15 protein-coding genes are annotated in these 18,378 nt (G+C 35.6%); 13 read left to right on the top strand and 2 right to left on the bottom strand.

Features of this window, described 5'->3' with window-relative positions:
* Positions 1–22 precede the first annotated feature (22 nt).
* The 3 genes from purH to CN601_RS21510 all read left to right on the top strand — a co-directional run bounded on the left by purH (position 23) and on the right by CN601_RS21510 (position 3,423).
* Positions 23–1,558, top strand: coding sequence for a bifunctional phosphoribosylaminoimidazolecarboxamide formyltransferase/IMP cyclohydrolase (gene purH, locus CN601_RS21520; protein ID WP_098118143.1), 1,536 nt, complete (start codon positions 23–25; stop codon positions 1,556–1,558).
* An 18-nt stretch (positions 1,559–1,576) separates the two neighbouring features.
* Positions 1,577–2,842, top strand: coding sequence for a phosphoribosylamine--glycine ligase (purD, locus tag CN601_RS21515; protein WP_098172303.1), 1,266 nt, complete (start codon positions 1,577–1,579; stop codon positions 2,840–2,842).
* 119 nt (positions 2,843–2,961) lie between these two features.
* Complete coding sequence (locus CN601_RS21510) at positions 2,962–3,423, top strand: hypothetical protein (protein ID WP_098172302.1); 462 nt, start codon at positions 2,962–2,964, stop codon at positions 3,421–3,423.
* Positions 3,424–3,616: 193 nt separating this feature from the next.
* On the opposite strand, the gene CN601_RS21505 is transcribed toward CN601_RS21510, so the two are convergent.
* Complete coding sequence (locus CN601_RS21505; protein ID WP_216853967.1) at positions 3,617–3,874, bottom strand: YgaP family membrane protein; 258 nt, start codon at positions 3,872–3,874, stop codon at positions 3,617–3,619.
* A 223-nt stretch (positions 3,875–4,097) separates the two neighbouring features.
* Here CN601_RS21505 and pcrB point away from each other — a divergent pair, with 223 nt between their 5' ends.
* The 10 genes from pcrB (at position 4,098) to gatB (ending at position 17,810) form a co-directional block, all read left to right on the top strand.
* Positions 4,098–4,796, top strand: a complete 699-nt coding sequence (pcrB, locus tag CN601_RS21500) for a heptaprenylglyceryl phosphate synthase (RefSeq protein WP_098118139.1) — start codon at positions 4,098–4,100, stop codon at positions 4,794–4,796.
* Entirely contained in the window at positions 4,796–6,973 is a 2,178-nt protein-coding gene (pcrA, locus tag CN601_RS21495; protein WP_098118138.1) for a DNA helicase PcrA, read from the top strand. The genes pcrB and pcrA overlap by 1 nt, the downstream gene beginning before the upstream one ends.
* A 15-nt stretch (positions 6,974–6,988) precedes the next feature.
* The gene (gene ligA / locus CN601_RS21490; RefSeq protein ID WP_098172301.1) at positions 6,989–8,989 is read left to right on the top strand and encodes an NAD-dependent DNA ligase LigA; all 2,001 of its coding nucleotides are present in this window, start codon (positions 6,989–6,991) and stop codon (positions 8,987–8,989) included.
* A 72-nt stretch (positions 8,990–9,061) separates the two neighbouring features.
* Positions 9,062–10,264, top strand: coding sequence for a CamS family sex pheromone protein (locus CN601_RS21485; protein WP_098172300.1), 1,203 nt, complete (start codon positions 9,062–9,064; stop codon positions 10,262–10,264).
* 201 nt (positions 10,265–10,465) lie between these two features.
* Positions 10,466–12,013, top strand: coding sequence for an L-glutamate gamma-semialdehyde dehydrogenase (pruA, locus tag CN601_RS21480; RefSeq protein WP_098118135.1), 1,548 nt, complete (start codon positions 10,466–10,468; stop codon positions 12,011–12,013).
* Positions 12,014–12,265: 252 nt separating this feature from the next.
* Positions 12,266–13,468 (top strand): FtsW/RodA/SpoVE family cell cycle protein, encoded by a 1,203-nt coding sequence (locus CN601_RS21475; protein ID WP_098172299.1) that lies wholly within the window; start codon positions 12,266–12,268, stop codon positions 13,466–13,468.
* A 278-nt stretch (positions 13,469–13,746) separates the two neighbouring features.
* The gene (locus CN601_RS21470) at positions 13,747–14,271 is read left to right on the top strand and encodes a deoxycytidylate deaminase (protein WP_098118133.1); all 525 of its coding nucleotides are present in this window, start codon (positions 13,747–13,749) and stop codon (positions 14,269–14,271) included.
* A 333-nt stretch (positions 14,272–14,604) separates the two neighbouring features.
* Positions 14,605–14,895 carry an Asp-tRNA(Asn)/Glu-tRNA(Gln) amidotransferase subunit GatC gene (gene gatC / locus CN601_RS21465; RefSeq protein ID WP_098118132.1) on the top strand — a complete coding sequence of 97 codons (291 nt, stop codon included), beginning with the start codon at positions 14,605–14,607 and terminating at the stop codon, positions 14,893–14,895.
* A gap of 14 nt (positions 14,896–14,909) precedes the next feature.
* Positions 14,910–16,364, top strand: a complete 1,455-nt coding sequence (gatA, locus tag CN601_RS21460) for an Asp-tRNA(Asn)/Glu-tRNA(Gln) amidotransferase subunit GatA (RefSeq protein ID WP_098118131.1) — start codon at positions 14,910–14,912, stop codon at positions 16,362–16,364.
* Positions 16,365–16,379: 15 nt separating this feature from the next.
* Positions 16,380–17,810, top strand: coding sequence for an Asp-tRNA(Asn)/Glu-tRNA(Gln) amidotransferase subunit GatB (gene gatB, locus CN601_RS21455; protein WP_098118130.1), 1,431 nt, complete (start codon positions 16,380–16,382; stop codon positions 17,808–17,810).
* Positions 17,811–17,864: 54 nt separating this feature from the next.
* Here gatB and CN601_RS21450 read toward each other — a convergent pair whose 3' ends face one another.
* Entirely contained in the window at positions 17,865–18,332 is a 468-nt protein-coding gene (locus tag CN601_RS21450; RefSeq protein ID WP_098118129.1) for a formate/nitrite transporter family protein, read from the bottom strand.
* Positions 18,333–18,378 lie beyond the last annotated feature (46 nt).

Here is an 18,378-nt window from a genome sequence, read left to right as displayed (position 1 = left end):
ATTAGATAGGGGTATGTAGATCATGAAAAAACGAGCTTTAGTTAGCGTTTCAGATAAACAAGGGATTATTGAATTTGTAAGTGGATTAATTAAACATGACTTTGAAGTTATTTCAACAGGTGGAACGTTTAATTTATTAAAAGATGCTGGATTAAATGTAATTGGTATTTCAGAAGTAACTAACTTTCCAGAAATTATGGATGGTCGTGTAAAAACATTACATCCTTCAATTCATGGTGGTTTACTTGGCGTTCGTTCAAACGAAGAACATATGCGTCAAATGAATGAACTAGGTATTCAACCAATTGATTTAGTTTGTGTGAACTTATACCCATTTAAAGAAACAATCATGAAGCCTGATGTTACATTTGAAGATGCGATTGAAAATATCGATATCGGTGGTCCTACAATGCTTCGTTCAGCAGCTAAAAATCATGAGTTTGTATCTGTAGTAGTAGACCCAACAGATTATGATGTAATTTTAGCTGAGTTAGCTGAAAATAATACAGTTTCTATTGAAACGAATCGTAGATTAGCTGCTAAAGTTTTCCGTCACACTGCAGCTTATGACTCATTAATTTCTAATTATTTAACAGAGCAAGTAGGAGAAGAAAATCCTGAAAGCTATACAGTTACTTATGAATCAAAACAATCTTTACGCTATGGTGAAAATCCTCACCAAAAAGCTACATTCTATCGTTCACCTATGCCAACAGCTTCATCGATTGCTTATGCTGAACAATTACATGGTAAAGAGCTTTCTTATAATAATATAAACGATGCAAATGAAGCATTAAATATCGTACGTGAGTTTTCAAATCCTGCAGTTGTTGCTGTTAAACATATGAACCCTTGCGGAGTTGGCGAAGGAACTACAGTTGAAGAAGCTTATGATCGTGCTTATACTGCAGATCCAGTTTCTATATTTGGTGGAATTATCGCAACAAACCGTGAAGTTGATGCTGCTACAGCTAAGAAAATGCATGAATTATTCTTAGAAATAATCATCGCTCCTTCATTTACTGAAGAGGCTTTAGAAATCTTAACGAGCAAAAAGAATTTACGTTTATTAACAGTGGACTTAGATACTAAACCAACATTTGCGCCTAAATTAACAACCGTTCATGGTGGTTTATTACGTCAAGATATGGATACGTTCGGTTTAGATGAGGCAACTATTACAATCCCTACAAAACGTCAACCAACTGAAGAAGAGTGGGAGAATTTAAAATTAGGATGGAAAGTTGTAAAGCATGTTAAATCAAATGCGATTGTTTTAGCTAAAGATCATATGACAGTTGGAGTTGGTGCAGGTCAAATGAACCGCGTTGGAGCGGCAAAAATTGCGATCGAGCAAGCTGGTGAAAAATCAAATGGTGCTGCATTAGCTTCAGATGCATTTTTCCCAATGAATGATACTGTAGAAGCAGCGGCTAAAGCTGGAATTACAGCAATTATTCAACCAGGTGGATCAATCAAGGACGAAGATTCAATTAAAAAAGCTGATGAATATGGAATTGCAATGGTCTTTACAGGGGTTCGTCACTTTAAACATTAAGAAATAGGAGATGACAAGATGAAAGTATTAGTCATTGGTCGCGGAGGCCGTGAGCATACAATTGCTTGGAAAGTAAATCAATCGGAGAATGTAACGGATGTATTTGTTGCTCCAGGAAACGATGGAATGATTGATGTTGCAACACTTGTCAATATTGATGAAAGTGACAATGAAGCACTTATTGCATTTGCAAAAAAGGAAGAAATTGATTTAACAATCGTTGGTCCGGAAGTTCCTTTAATGAACGGAATTGTAAATGAATTTCGAGCTGCTAACTTAAAAGTATTTGGTCCAACTAAGGAAGCGGCAATTATTGAAGGAAGTAAAAGCTTTACAAAGGATTTAATGAAGAAATACGCTATTCCAACAGCGGCTTATGAAACGTTTACGGACTATGAAGAAGCGAAAGCATATGTTGAAAAGGTTGGTGCACCAATCGTTATTAAGGCAGATGGCTTGGCAGCGGGTAAAGGCGTAGTAGTTGCGATGACGATTGAAGAAGCAATTGTGAGTCTTCACGATATGCTACTTGATGAAAAGTACGGTGACGCAAGTGCTTCAGTAGTCATTGAAGAATTTTTAGAGGGCGAAGAGTTCTCATTAATGTCTTTCGTAAATGGAAATAAGGTTTACCCTATGGTAATCGCGCAGGACCATAAACGTGCTTATGACGGAGATAAAGGACCTAACACAGGTGGTATGGGGGCTTATTCACCAGTACCTCAAATCCCTGAATCAATTGTTGAACAATCATTAAACGAAATAGTGTTACCAGTTGCAGAAGCAATGATTTCTGAAGGAAGACACTTTACTGGTATCCTGTATGCAGGTTTAATGTTAACAAGCCAAGGACCTAAAGTTATCGAATTTAATGCACGATTTGGTGATCCTGAGACTGAAGTTGTATTACCTCGTTTAGAGAGTGATTTAGCTGAAGTAATGTTAGCAATTTTAAACGAAGAAGAGATCAACTTAGAATGGTCAAAAGAAGCTGTTGTTGGAGTTGTACTTGCTGCAAATGGATATCCAGAAGTTCCTGAAAAAGGTGCTGTTATCAATGGATTAAAAAATGTAACTGATGAGACAATGGTTTTCCACGCAGGTACAAAGCTTGAAAATAATGAATTCGTAACAAATGGTGGAAGAGTACTAATTATTGCACATAAAGGCAGCTCAATAAATGAAGCTTGCGAAAATGTGTATAAACAAATTGATACGATTCAATCAACTGGTTTATTCTATCGCCATGATATTGGGCATAAAGCAATTAAAGTAAATAGTTAATCAGAAAGGGTCGTCAGTTTTGACGACTCTTTTTGACTGCTGATCGTAGCTAATTTTCAAACGATCATCCTTGTATACTAAGAGATAGAAAAGAAAAATAAGAAAACGAGGGACAAGTAATGAAACGGCACCATACGCTACTCATCATAATTCTTACTGCAATACTCGCACTAACTGGGTGCAGCAAGCACATCACGTTCTCCGCTTACGCTCAAGACGAACGAGTACATTCCATCGAGAAAACATTCGCGAAAGCGTATAAACAAGCGAAGTTTGAAGGTGTGGCTGACACCTACACCCTTCAAAAAGAAAACGATCGCCTTGTCGTAGAGACCGTCCTAAAAGACACCGATGAACTCAAGCCACTGCGCATGTTACTCGTGTTCGACAAAGTACACGCGAAATTGCATCGTGATTACGACGTACACGTTCGGATCGTGAAATCGATGGATTACGGGCTATGCACGAAAACGTTTAAAGACGATGGCAGCGTACGCGGCGCTTGGTACAACAAATGTACGGTGATGCTTGATGAAAACTATCACGTGAACAACATGGGCACAAAAAGCATCAAAGAGTAGAAGAAAATGGACGAAATGACAGTGATTTGAACAGACACAATAGCAATTCAAGAAAACAAAAAACCCGCTAGGAATGTTAATCTTTCCTCGCGGGTTTTTACAAAATTTTTGAGATAACCTATTTTTCTCCTTAAAACAAGAACTAATGTTCTGCTTTATCTATACAATCAACCATAGATTTGATAAACTACTTTTATGAAGGTTGAATGCAGTCTTCGAATGAATCTTCCTCGTCGTGTTTTTCTGCCATAATCATACATTTTTTGCCGAGTGCAGTCATTGGGCAAAAACGTAAAATTCCTTCAGCAACTTTCATGGCACCAACTATTATCAAAATGATGACAGAATTACTACATCTTCTGCGTGTGAGCTTTGCTGTGCCATAAGCTAAAATTGTTAAGCCAGCAGTTATACGTATGAGTGCGTTTATAGTGCTAATATTTGGTCTCAACAGTAACTCCCCTTATAATAAGTATCAGTGACTAAATCACTCTTTACCATTTTTCCCTTAAAATGTTGCAATATCATAGGAAACAATTAGCAGTAATGACTTATGTTGGGGAGGAAGGGTTACTTTTCCTTTTTAATTAAGATACAATACATTTATATTTTTGATGAAAATTAGTTTATATATAGATTTAAACTTAGGTTAAAAAACAATTCCGGAGGACAAAATGTACGATTATTCACAATGGAATCACATATTTAAATTAGATCCAAATAAAGATATCTCAGACGACGACTTAGAAAAGATTTGTGAGTCAGGAACGGATGCAATATTAGTTGGTGGTACTGACGACGTAACGCTAGATGATACGTTATCATTATTAGTCAGAATTAGACGTTATGCGGTGCCTTGTATTTTAGAAGTTTCAAATCTTGAAGCAGTAACCCCAGGTTATGATTTTTACTTTATCCCGACTGTTTTGAATAGTAATGACCCGAAATGGATTGTTGGGATGCATCAACAGGCCATGAAAGAATTTGCTCATTTAGTTCATGCTGAAGAACTTGTGATGGAAGGTTATTGTATTTTAAATGAAGACTGTAAGGCGGCTAAGCTTACAAGTGCAGTGACGGATTTATCGGTAGAAGATGTTGTGGCATACGCAGAAGTTTCTGAGCAATTATTAAAATTACCGATATTTTATTTAGAATATAGTGGGACTTACGGTTCTGTAGAGGTTGTAAAAGAAGTATCAAACGTATTAAATAATACGAAACTATTCTACGGTGGAGGGATTTCTTCAACCGAGCAAGCGACCGAGATGAAACAATACGCAGATACGATTGTTGTTGGGAACATTATATATGAAAACTTACAAGTGGCTTTATTAACTGTGAAAGCTGCGAAAGAAGGAGCGACAAAGTAATGAAAACAGCAGAAGAATTATTGCAAGGCTTAAATCCAATGCAAAAAGAAGCCGTAAAGACGGTGGATGGTCCTTTATTAATTATGGCCGGTGCAGGCTCAGGGAAAACGCGAGTACTAACGCATCGTATTGCATATTTGCTAGGAGAAAAAGGCGTCGCTCCTTGGAATATACTAGCAATTACATTTACAAACAAAGCAGCAAGAGAAATGCAAGAGCGTGTATTTAACCTAGTTGGAAAAGACGCAGAAGACATTTGGATTTCAACATTCCACTCAATGTGTGTACGAATTCTACGTCGAGATATTGATCGAATCGGTTTTAATAGAAGCTTTTCGATTTTAGACACAACAGACCAATTAACAGTAATAAAAAACATTCTTAAAGAGAAGAACTTAGATTCAAAAAAATTTGAACCTCGTAGCATTTTAGGCTCAATAAGCAGTGCGAAAAATGAATTACAAACAGCTGCTGAGTATTCAAAAAATGCTTTTACTCCTTTTGAAAAAATCGTTGGAGAAATTTATGCATCTTATCAAGATCGACTACGAAAAAATCATTCGTTAGACTTCGATGACTTAATTATGATGACCATTAATTTATTTGAACGCGTTCCTGAAGTATTGCAATATTATCAAAGAAAGTTTCAATATATCCATGTGGATGAGTATCAAGATACAAACCATGCTCAATATAAAATTGTAAAAATGCTTGCTGAGCAATTTAAAAATATATGTGTAGTTGGTGATTCAGACCAATCTATTTATCGTTGGCGTGGGGCGGATATTTCTAATATCCTTTCATTCGAAAAGGATTATGAAAAAGCACAAGTCATTCTGTTAGAACAAAATTATCGTTCGACTCAAACGATTCTTGATGCAGCGAACGCGGTTATTACAAATAACTCAAATCGTAAAGCAAAAAAACTTTGGACAGAAAATGGACAAGGAAATCCAATTCATTATTTTAGAGCTGCCTCTGAACAAGATGAAGGATATTTCGTAGCTGGGAAACTAGCACAATGGAAAAAAGAAGGAATTCAACAATATGGTGATTGTGCAATTCTTTATCGTACGAATGCTCAATCACGTGCAATGGAGGAAGTTTTAGTTAAATCTAATATTCCTTACAAAATGGTCGGCGGAGTTAAGTTCTATGATCGTAAAGAAATTAAGGATATACTTGCTTACTTAAGATTCATTGCAAATCCGAATGATGAGATTAGTTTTTCCAGAGTTATTAATGTGCCAAAACGCGGTGTAGGTGCAGCGTCTGTTGATAAAATTATTAACTATAGCATAATGAATGACTTATCTTTATCTGATACTTTAGAGCAAATCGATTTCGTTGGTTTGAGTGGTAAAATTACGAAAGCAATTGGAGATTTCCACACGATGACGAAAAACTGGCAACAAATGCTAGATTATTTATCAGTAACAGAACTAGTTGAAGAAGTTCTTGATAAAACTGGCTATATCCAAATGTTAAAAGATGAAAATACAATAGAATCTGCTTCAAGAATTGAAAATATTGAAGAGTTTTTAACAGTTACAAATGCTTTTGAAGAAAGCAGTGAAGATAAAAGTCTTGTTTCATTCTTAACTGATTTAGCGCTTGTTTCAGATATTGATCAAGCCGATAAGGATGAGTCACAAGCCGATGAAGTTATACTAATGACACTTCATTCAGCTAAGGGATTAGAGTTCCCAATAGTCTTTTTAATCGGTTTGGAAGAAGGAATTTTCCCACATAGCCGTTCTTTAATGGATGAAGAAGAGATGGAAGAAGAAAGAAGATTAGCATACGTAGGTATAACACGTGCGGAAAAGAATTTATATATTACAAATGCACAAACACGTACACTTTATGGTCGCACTAGTGTAAACCAAGAATCTCGTTTTATTAATGAAATACCTGAAGAACTATTAGATCGTGCAAATAAGAAGGTTGTTAATGAGAGACGAGCTGTTTCAAGACCTGCAGTAGCCATGAAAACAACTGGTGGCGAGTCACTTGGTTGGAGAGTTGGAGATAAAGCTTCTCATGGTAAATGGGGAATTGGTACAGTTGTAAGTGTAAAAGGAGAAGGCGAAGCAATGGAATTGGATATTGCTTTCCCAAGCCCGGTTGGTATAAAGCGTTTATTAGCAAAATTTGCTCCAATTACGAAAGCATAGAAGGGATGGTAGCTCATGGATCAAAAAATCATTGATAAAGTTGAGGAACTAAGAACAAAATTAAATCAATACAACTATGAGTATTACGTATTAGATCAGCCTTCAGTGCCAGATGCCGAATATGACTTAGTATTACATGAATTAATTGGATTAGAGGAACAATATCCTGAAATTTTAACGCCGGATTCTCCTTCTCAACGTGTTGGTGGACAGGCAATTGATCTATTTGAAAAAGTCGTTCATAGTCATCCAATGTTAAGCTTAGGTAATGCGTTTAATGAAGGTGATTTAAAGGATTTCGATCAAAGAATTAGACAGGATACACAAATAGTATCTTATGTTTGTGAATTGAAAATAGATGGTTTAGCAGTTTCATTACAATATGAAAATGGATTGTTTGTTAAAGGTGCAACTCGTGGAGACGGTACAGTAGGAGAAGATATTACTCATAACTTAAAGACGATTAAAGCCATTCCTTTAAGACTTTCTGAACCAATCACAATCGAAGCTCGTGGTGAGGCATTCATGCCAAAAGCTAGCTTTGAAAAGGTAAATGAATTACGCGAGAAAAATGGAGAAGAATTATTTGCCAATCCAAGAAATGCAGCGGCAGGTTCACTTCGCCAGTTAGATCCTAAAATTGTTGCAAAGAGGGATTTATCATTTTTTGTTTACGGATTTCCTACGGCAGCAGAATTTTCAATTGAAAAACATAGTGAAGCATTAGATTATTTACAAAAGCTAGGATTTAAAACAAATACATTCCGTAAAACTTGTCATACAATTGATGAAGTAATTGAATATGTTGAGGAATGGAAAGAAAAACGACCATCATTACCTTATGAAATAGATGGAATCGTTATAAAAGTGGATGAATATAGTACCCAGAATAAATTAGGATCAACGGCTAAAGTGCCGAGATGGGCTATTGCATTCAAGTTCCCAGCTGAAGAGGTAGTTACAAAATTAGTAGATATCGAATTAAGTGTAGGGCGTACAGGAGTAGTGACACCAACTGCTATATTAGAGCCAGTTCGAGTTGCAGGTACGGTCGTTAAGCGCGCATCGCTCCATAATGAAGATTTAATTAAGGAAAAAGACATTCGAATTGGCGACACAGTTGTTATTCGTAAGGCGGGAGACATTATTCCAGAAGTAGTAAATGTGTTATTAGATCGCCGTACTGGTGACGAGCAGCCTTTTGAAATGCCAACTCACTGTCCTTCATGTGATCATGACTTAATAAGGGTACCAGGTGAAGTTGCACTGCGTTGTGTAAACCCGTTTTGCCCTTCTCAGATTCGTGAAGGATTAATTCATTTTGCGTCTCGAGATGCTATGAATATTGAAGGTCTGGGAGAGCGAGTAGTCGCTCAATTATTCGATGCAAACTTAATTAAAACTTTTACAGATCTTTATCTTCTTACAAAAGAACAGTTATTGGCATTGGAACGATTTGGAGAAAAGTCAGCGGATAAATTAATATCTGCAATACAAACTTCAAAAGACAATTCACTTGAAAAACTATTGTTCGGATTAGGGATTCGCCATGTTGGAGCTAAGGCAGCAAAAACGTTGGCTCAGCATTTCCAAACAATCGATCATATTATGGAAGCCTCAGTTGAAGAATTAACAGGAATTAATGAAATTGGTTCAAAGATGGCGCAGTCAATTAGTGATTATTTTTCACAAGACGAAGTAAAAGAACTAATTTCAACATTTAAATCTGTTGGCGTAAATACTGAATATAAAGGAATTCAAGTAGAAAATATCAATATGGATTCTCTTTTTGCTGGTAAAACAGTAGTATTAACTGGTAAGCTAGAACAGATGACTAGAAGTGAAGCTAAAAAGCAATTAGAAGCGCTTGGTGCGAAAGTTGCTGGAAGTGTTAGTAAGAGCACTGATTTAGTCATTGCGGGTGAGGCAGCTGGTTCGAAATTAGATGCTGCGCGTAAATTAAATATCGAGGTTTGGGATGAAGAGAGAATGATTAAAGAGCTTCAACCACAATAAACCTTTCAATCAACTAGAGGGCGGACAGTTAGGATTAGTTCGTTCACTTAATAAATAGAAGGTGTGAGTTAGATGAAGAAACGTATAGGAATGCTCCTATGTTGTTTTACGCTCATCTTATCTGGCTGTTCATTAACGATTAAGAATGAAGATAAGGTTGTACAAGAAAGCAATAATAAAAAAGGGGAAGATGCGATTATACCCCGATATTCAATTTCAAATGATTACTACAAGACAATACTTCCGTTTAAACCTAGTACAACAAGAGGTGCTGTCGTTGCAAATATCGATAATAGATTAGATATTAATGAATTTGAATTAGGTTTAATGCGACTTGTACAAGAGCAGTATTCAACAAAAGATTACTTGTATCAAGAAGGTCAATTATTAAGTAAAGAAACAGTGGTATCTTGGTTGAATAGGAAATATACTCCTGCTCAATTTAAAGAAAAGCAAAATGCACTTAAAGCTGCAAATTTAAATCCAAAATCGATTACGAATGACGGATTGAATCCGATTCAAAATGATTCTAAAAATTTAAGTGCAGATCAAAAAGCAGAGCAAGCTCCGATCTATTTAAACCATATTTTAGAGCAGGATTATCTAAAAAAAGATGGAAAAGAAGTTAAAGTTGAAGGAATAGCAATTGGTTTAGCGATGAACTCTGTCTATTACTATCAAGAAGAGCATGGCTACCCAAGAGAACTTAAAATTTCACAAGAAGATATGTTAAAGCAAGGAAAAGCAATCGCTCAAGAAATTTTAACTCGAGTTCGCAAAATGGATGCATTTAAAAATATTCCAATTACATTTGCTATTTTCCGCCAGCAAAGTCAATCTTCTGTTGTACCAGGGAATTACGTTGCAATGACTTCAGTCTCAGGAAATGACTTCTCGATTAGCAATTGGGATAAAATTAATGAAAAATATTATTTATTCCCATCAGCTGCTGCAACTGCAGATTATCGTGATGATGCAATGAAAATGGTCAACTTTAAATCAGATATAGAAAATTATTTTCCGAATTATACGGGTGTTGTAGGCACTGGTTTTTATAAGGATAATGAATTAATACAACTAAAAATTGATATACCTATGCAATTCTATGGTAAGGCAGAAGTCATAGCTTTTACACAATATGTAGCAGGACTTATGATGGACCATTTCCCTTCATACTTAAAGGTTGAGACGAATATATTCTCATCAAATGGGCAGGAAGCTCTCATTGTAAAAGATGTAGATGCAAAGGAACCTAGTGTGCATATTTATGATTAAAGGAAGAGAGCTACTCTTCCTTTTTTTCTATTTATGGGAAGAATCTGTAAGCGTTTCATATTTGAAGAATATATAGGAATAATGTATTATGTAATTGTGAGTTTTTTATTCAGTAGTTATTCTACTAGCAATTGACTGAAAACTTTGATATAAAAACGTTTACAGTTATTGCTATTTTTAATTTAAAGGGGGATTTATTCAATGGTTATACCTTACAAACATGAGCCATTTACTAATTTTGGCCTAGAGGAAAATCAAGAACAATACAAACAAGGATTAGCAACAGTTTCATCTTACTTAGGTGAAAAATATCCGCTAATCATTGGTGGAGAGCGTATCTTTACAGAAGAGCAAATCGTATCTGTAAATCCTTCAAATCATAAAGAAGTAATCGGTACTGTATCTAAAGCAAGCCGCGACTTAGCTGAAAAAGCTATGCAAATTGCTGATACAACATTTAATACATGGAAAAAAGTTAAACCTGAAGTTCGTGCTGACATTTTATTCCGTGCGGCTGCAATTATTCGCCGTCGTAAACACGAATTCTCCGCTTTATTAACAAAAGAAGCTGGTAAGCCTTGGAACGAAGCAGATGCTGATACAGCTGAAGCGATCGATTTCTTAGAATTCTACGCTCGTCAAATGTTACAATTAAAAGACGGAATTCCTGTTGAAAGCCGTCCTGGTGAATATAACCGTTTCAACTACATTCCATTAGGAGTTGGTGTTGTAATCTCTCCTTGGAACTTCCCATTTGCAATCATGGCTGGAACAACTGTAGCTGCTGTAGTAACAGGTAACACTGTTCTATTAAAACCAGCAAGTACAACTCCAGTAGTTGCTTACAAATTCTTAGAAGTATTAGAAGAAGCTGGATTACCAGCAGGCGTTGTAAACTTCGTACCAGGAAGTGGCGCTGAAGTTGGTGACTATTTAGTAGATCACCCACGTACTCGTTTCATTAGCTTCACAGGTTCTAAAGAAGTTGGTATCCGTATTTATGAGCGTGCTGCAAAAGTTAACCCAGGTCAAATCTGGTTAAAACGTGTTATCGCTGAAATGGGCGGAAAAGATACAATGGTAGTTGATAAAGAAGCTGATTTAGAATTAGCTGCTAAATCAATCGTTACATCTGCATTCGGTTTCTCTGGTCAAAAATGTTCAGCTTGTTCTCGTGCAGTAATTCACCAAGATGTGTATGATCAAGTTCTTGCTCGTGCAATCGAATTAACTAACGAATTAACACTTGGAAACCCAGAAGATCGTACAAATTACATGGGTCCAGTTAATGACCAAGCTGCTTTCAACAAAGTAATGAGCTACGTACAAATCGGACGTGAAGAAGGCCGTGTAGTAACAGGTGGAGAAGGAGACGATTCTACTGGTTGGTTCATCAAACCAACAATCGTTGCTGACGTTGCTGAAGATGCTCGTTTAATGAAAGAAGAAATCTTTGGACCAGTTGTAGCATTCTGTAAAGCTAACGACTTTGATCACGCTTTAGAAATTGCTAACAACACAGAATACGGTTTAACAGGTGCTGTTATCTCTAACAACCGTGCAAACATCGAAAAAGCACGCGAAGATTTCCACGCTGGTAACTTATACTTCAACCGTGGATGTACTGGTGCGATCGTTGGTTACCAACCATTTGGTGGATTCAACATGTCAGGTACTGACTCTAAAGCAGGCGGACCAGACTACTTAGTTCTTCACATGCAAGGTAAAACAACTTCAGAAATGCTTTAATAAATAAGAAAGGCTTGTCTTTTGGACAACCCTTAATAAGAAACCCACAAAGAAAATTAATTTTCTTTGTGGGTTTCTTTGTGTTTATATCATCATTAATCAAAAAACTTAGGTTAAATAACTCTTGTCCATAGTATGTCTAAATAAGGAATATTTTTCAAAACATCCTGTTGTTCCGTAGTAAATATAATCAAGCCATTAGTATAATGGGTGAAAGGAATTTAATAAAAGTAAGATTAGAGGACTTTGAATATGAATCCTAAAAATGATTTCTTTAAATTCTACGACTTTATTATGTTAATATTAATTTTTTGTCTTATGATTACGAGTATTGTTTCAATCTATTCAGCTAGTAAAAGTGGGCAGTATCAGGGAGATTTTGTAATAAGGCAAAGTGTCTTTTATTTAATTGGACTTACAATTTCAATAGTAGTTGCGATAATTGATATTGATCGAATCAAAAAGATTAACTGGATGATTTATGGAATTTGTGTTTTGCTATTAATCGTTTTAATGTTTGCTCCCGAAAGTATTGCAAAACCAAAGAATGGAGCAAAGGCATGGTTTCAGCTACCGATTATTGGTTCATTACAACCTTCAGAATTTATGAAAATTAGCTTGATATTAAGTATGAGTGCATTGGTCGATCAGCATTATAAGATATTTCCAATCAATAATATAAAAAGCGATTTACTTTTGTTGGGCAAAATCTCACTTATTTCGTTGCCGCCTGCTTTAATTGTTCTGAAACAACCCGACACTGGAATGACTATTATTTTTCTAGTCATTATTTTCTCCATCGTATTATGCTCCAAGATTAAAGCTTCAATCGTTGTATGTTTACTTTCAATTCCTTCGCTTATGGTATCTACTCTTTTGGTTATCATAATTAAATTTCCAATATATTTTGAAGAAAGAATTCTATCCTTATTAATGCCCCATCAAAGAAGTAGAATTACAGGCTGGTTGGATCCATTTGCAAATAGTGATGCAGGGTTTCAAACAAAACAAGGATTACTTGCAATTGGAACTGGTCAATTTTCAGGAAAAGGATACTTAAATGGAACTGTCTACATTCCAGAAGCACATACCGATTTTATTTTTGCAAATATAGGTGAAGAGTTCGGGTTCATTGGAGGAGCTGTAGTCATAACTTTATTTTTTCTATTCTTAAGTAGAATCATTAATATTGCACTAGCTGCTTTAAAAAATACTAATAATTTATTTGGTTCAATGATCTGCGTTGGTACGATATCTGTCTTAGCTTTTCAAATCTTTCAGAATATAGGAATGACAATCGGCTTGCTACCAGTTACAGGTATTACACTCCCATTTATTAGCTATGGTGGTAGTTCATTATTATCAAATATGATCTTAATAGGAATAGTACAATCGGTTAGAAATTCTTATAGTGGATACATATTCTATCATCAAGTGGGAGGAAAATATGGATAAATAAATTTTTCGAGAGGGAATGAGAATCTTATTATACATAGCAATTGGTATATTTTCGATTATCATTTTAAATCTGTTGTACCTTATAATTACGCTAAGTTAACAGGCAGACAATTAGATCATTATTTTTTAAATAATTAAATGTGAAAAAATTCACATGAAAGTTTTTTATAAAATGGGAGAAGGACGCGTAAAACTTAATTTCCAACTAAGCCCTTCTCCATATTATTATGCTATAATTTTAAATAGACTTTTAGTGAACAGAGAGAAGGGATACCATGCAAATTTTACAGAAAATTATTCAATTAGTAGATTCAATTCCTTTAGGGAGTCGTGATGATTGGGACTCTTATTTTTTAGGACAAGCATTTATAACTTCTCTTCGTTCAACTTGTGGAAGTAGAAGAGTCGGAGCAGTTATTGTAAGTGATAATAGAATCATTGCTTCTGGGTATAATGGATATCCAAAGGGAGCTAAGCATTGTATTGATGGTGGATGCCCACGTTTTGCTGCTCGTCAAGAAGGTATATTAGATAGTGGTAAATACTCAGATGAGTATCCATGTGATGCTTTCCATGCTGAAGAAAACGCAATTTATCAATTAGTACAATCGGGAATTCAAAAAACGAAAGGTGACAATTGGACAATTTATTGTACAACTGCGCCGTGTAGGGCTTGCGCGAAAATGATCAATGGAGCAGGTATTACTAGAGTTGTTTATAATGTAGGTTATCCGGATGATTATTCGATTGAGTATTTTAAAAAATATGGAGTTGAATTAACAAGAATTCCTACTGAATAATAGAAGATTCAATTTTAAACAAACGTTTGATTTATTTTAAATTGAAATGGTTAGTTTGATTTAATAGTTTCAGTGTATAAAAATATTTGTTTTCAGACTGATTGAAGATGTTTGTCTTTCGAAATAGAGTGTCGGACGGGGAGCAGAGTGATTTTAGAGGTATTGAACATTGCTTATTCCGGCGAAACTAAGAAGAAAGCGAGCGTTTTTTTGCCAGTCTGAAATTTTTTTAATTATTTTAGTTGGATTTAAGTGGAATGTTGCCCGACACATGGGAAATTTGGTATTATCAGTATATTGTATGTTGTGCGAATAATATGGAGGTGCATATAAATGTCAAAAATTACAATGGAGCAAGTTAAGCACGTTGCTCATTTAGCGCGTTTAGCGGTGACAGAGGAAGAAGCAGAGAAGTTTTCAAAACAGCTTGGGGCAATTTTAGATTTTGCTGAGCAGTTAGGTGAACTTGATACAACAAATGTGAAACCAACTACACATGTTCTAAAAATGCGTAATGTATTACGTAAAGATGAGCCAGGTACAGGTTTACCAATTGAAGAGGTATTGAAAAATGCACCAGACCACAAAGATGGACAAGTTAAAGTGCCGTCAATATTGGATTAAGGGGGGAAATTAGAATGTCATTATTTGAATATACAGTTTCAGAATTACATAGCAAATTAAAAACAAAAGAGATTAAAGTAGAAGAATTAGTAAATGAATCTTATGAGCGAATCTCTGCAGTAGATGGCGAAGTAAAATCATTTTTAACTTTAAATGAAGAGCAAGCGCGTCTTCAAGCGAAAGCTCTTGATGAAAAACCATGGGATGAGTCTCGCGGAATTCTTGCTGGTATGCCTATTGGTGTAAAAGATAATATTGTTACGAAAGGTCTTCGTACTACTTGTGCGAGTAAAATCCTTGAGAACTTCAATCCAATTTATGATGCGACAGTTGTAACGAAATTAGCAAAAGCTGAAAGCATCACGATCGGAAAATTAAATATGGATGAATTTGCAATGGGTTCATCAAATGAAAATTCTGCGTTCGGTGGCACTCGCAACCCTTGGAATACGGATTATGTTCCAGGAGGAAGTAGTGGTGGTTCTGCAGCTTCAGTTGCTGCAGGAGAAGTATTATTCTCTTTAGGTTCTGATACAGGTGGATCAATCCGTCAACCAGCATCTTTCTGTGGTGTTGTTGGTTTAAAACCTACATATGGTCGTGTATCTCGTTCTGGATTAGTAGCATTTGCTTCTTCTTTAGATCAAATCGGACCAATCACTAGAAACGTAGAAGATAATGCATTATTATTACAAGCTATTTCTGGATTAGATGCAAGTGACTCTACTTCAGCAAATGTAGAAGTTCCTTCATTTGTTCAAAGCTTAACAGGTGATGTAAAAGGTCTTCGAATTGCTGTACCTAAAGAATATTTAGGTGAAGGAGTAGGAGAAGAAGCCCGTGCATCTGTAATGGCTGCTTTAAACCTATTAGAAAGCTTAGGCGCAACTTGGGAAGAGGTTTCATTACCACATTCTAAATATGCATTAGCTACATATTACTTAATTTCTTCATCAGAAGCATCAGCTAACCTAGCTCGTTTTGACGGTATTCGTTACGGTCACCGTGCAGCGGATGTAGAGAACTTAATTGATCTTTATAAGAAAACAAGAGCTGAAGGCTTTGGTGATGAAGTGAAGCGTCGTATCATGTTAGGTACTTATGCATTAAGTTCTGGTTACTATGATGCTTATTATAAAAAAGCTCAACAAGTACGTACATTAATCAAAGAAGATTTCGAGAAAGTATTTGAAAACTATGATGTTATTATTGGACCAACTACGCCAACTCCTGCATTTAAAGTAGGCGAAAAAGTAAGCGATCCAATGACAATGTACGCGAATGATATTTTAACAATTCCGATTAACTTAGCGGGTGTTCCTGCAATTTCTGTTCCTTGTGGTTTCCATAATGGTTTACCATTAGGCTTACAAATTATTGGTAAACATTTTGATGAGTCTACGATTTACAAAGTTGCTCATGCATACGAGCAAGCAACAGACTTTACAAAACAAAGACCACAACTATAAGGAGGCGCGGGAAAGATGAATTTTGAAACGATAATCGGTTTAGAAGTGCACGTAGAATTAAAAACAAAATCAAAAATCTTCTCACCAAGCCCTAATGCGTTTGGTGCAGATCCAAATACAAACACTGGTGTAATCGACTTAGGATACCCTGGTGTGTTACCAGTATTAAATGAAGAAGCAGTTAACTTTGGGATGAGAGCTGCAATGGCATTAAATTGTGAAATTGCAACAGAAACAAAGTTTGATCGTAAAAACTATTTCTATCCTGATAATCCAAAGGCATATCAAATTTCTCAATTTGATAAACCAATTGGTGAGAACGGATGGATTGAAATTGAAGTAGATGGTAAAAAGAAACGTATCGGTATAACTCGTGTTCATTTAGAAGAGGATGCTGGAAAGTTAAATCATACTGATCAAGGTTATTCATTAGTAGACTTTAACCGTCAAGGTACACCACTAATTGAAATCGTTTCTGAGCCGGACATGCGTACACCAGAAGAGGCATATGCTTATCTTGAAAAATTAAAAGCAATTATTCAATTCTCTGGAGTTTCTGATGTAAAGATGGAAGAAGGTTCATTACGTTGTGATGCGAACATTTCATTACGTCCATTTGGTCAAGAAGAATTCGGTACAAAAGCTGAATTAAAGAACTTAAACTCATTCGCTTTCGTTCAAAAAGGATTAGAGCATGAGCAAGTTCGTCAAGAGAAAGTGTTATTATCTGGTGGTGTAATCCAACAAGAAACACGTCGTTACGATGAATCAACAAAAACGACAATTCTAATGCGTGTTAAAGAAGGATCGGATGATTACCGTTACTTCCCAGAGCCAGATTTAGTAGAGTTATACATTGATGATGAGTGGAAAGAGCGTGTACGTCAAAGTATTCCTGAGCTTCCAGATGTTCGTCAAAAACGTTATGTTGAACAATTAGGTTTACCATCGTATGATGCAATGGTATTAACATTAACTAAAGAAATGTCTGATTTCTTTGACACAACAGTTAATAATGGAGCAGACGCGAAGTTAACATCTAACTGGTTAATGGGTGAAGTATCAGCATACTTGAACAAATCTCAAAAAGAATTACATGATGTTGCTTTAACACCAGAAAACTTAGCAAGCATGATTAAATTAATTTCAGATGGTACGATTTCATCTAAAATTGCTAAAAAAGTTTTCACTGAGTTAATTGAAAATGGTGGAGATGCAAATGAAATTGTAAAAGCTAAAGGTTTAGTTCAGTTATCTGATGAAGGCGCTCTACGTACAATCGTAATCGAAACGTTAGATGCAAACCCACAATCAATTGAAGACTTTAAAAACGGTAAGGATCGTGCAATTGGCTTCTTAGTTGGTCAAATGATGAAAGCAACTAAAGGTCAAGCGAACCCACCATTATTAAATAAGATCTTAATGGAAGAAATTCAAAAAAGATAAGACTCTATAAAAAAACTACGAGCTATAAGCAGCTCGTAGTTTTTTTGTAGTTCATTAAAATGACTCGATTAAATGATTGGCTTGTTGGTGCATGCAAGTGGAGATCCACTTTACTGTTGGATCATTATATAATCCAGTTAAATGGATTAATAAAGCAAAGCAAACTGCACCTAATATATTTCCTATGTAAGTCGTAAGCCATATAAGAATCACTTCTGGCCATTTTATTTTTCCTTTAATGGCAGTATAGGCAAAATAAAATATGTTTCCTAAGAATAAGTCAGCTCCACCATAGGCAATGAGGAGAATGGCTACAGCAAATGTTATGGCAGCCAAAGGGTATGCAAATGGTGAGTGGTCGGTATTAAATAAATGGCCAGATTTAAATGCTACGATAATGCCGAATCCTATGAACATACTAGCCATTGTTGATCTAAATAAAAAACGAAAAATGCTTTCACGGTAAACCTTTAATTTCTTTAGTGCTAGATACTCCACGTTCAGTAATGGTTTGTTTTCCATATTATCAATCCTTAATTCTACTTTAATGTATTTATTATCAATATGT

It is taken from the genome of Bacillus sp. AFS017336, from assembly GCF_002555445.1.
Classification (GTDB): Bacteria; Bacillota; Bacilli; order Bacillales; family Bacillaceae_G; genus Gottfriedia.
Note: the sequence above shows the minus strand (reverse complement) of the source record. Positions and strands in the feature narration are given on the sequence as shown.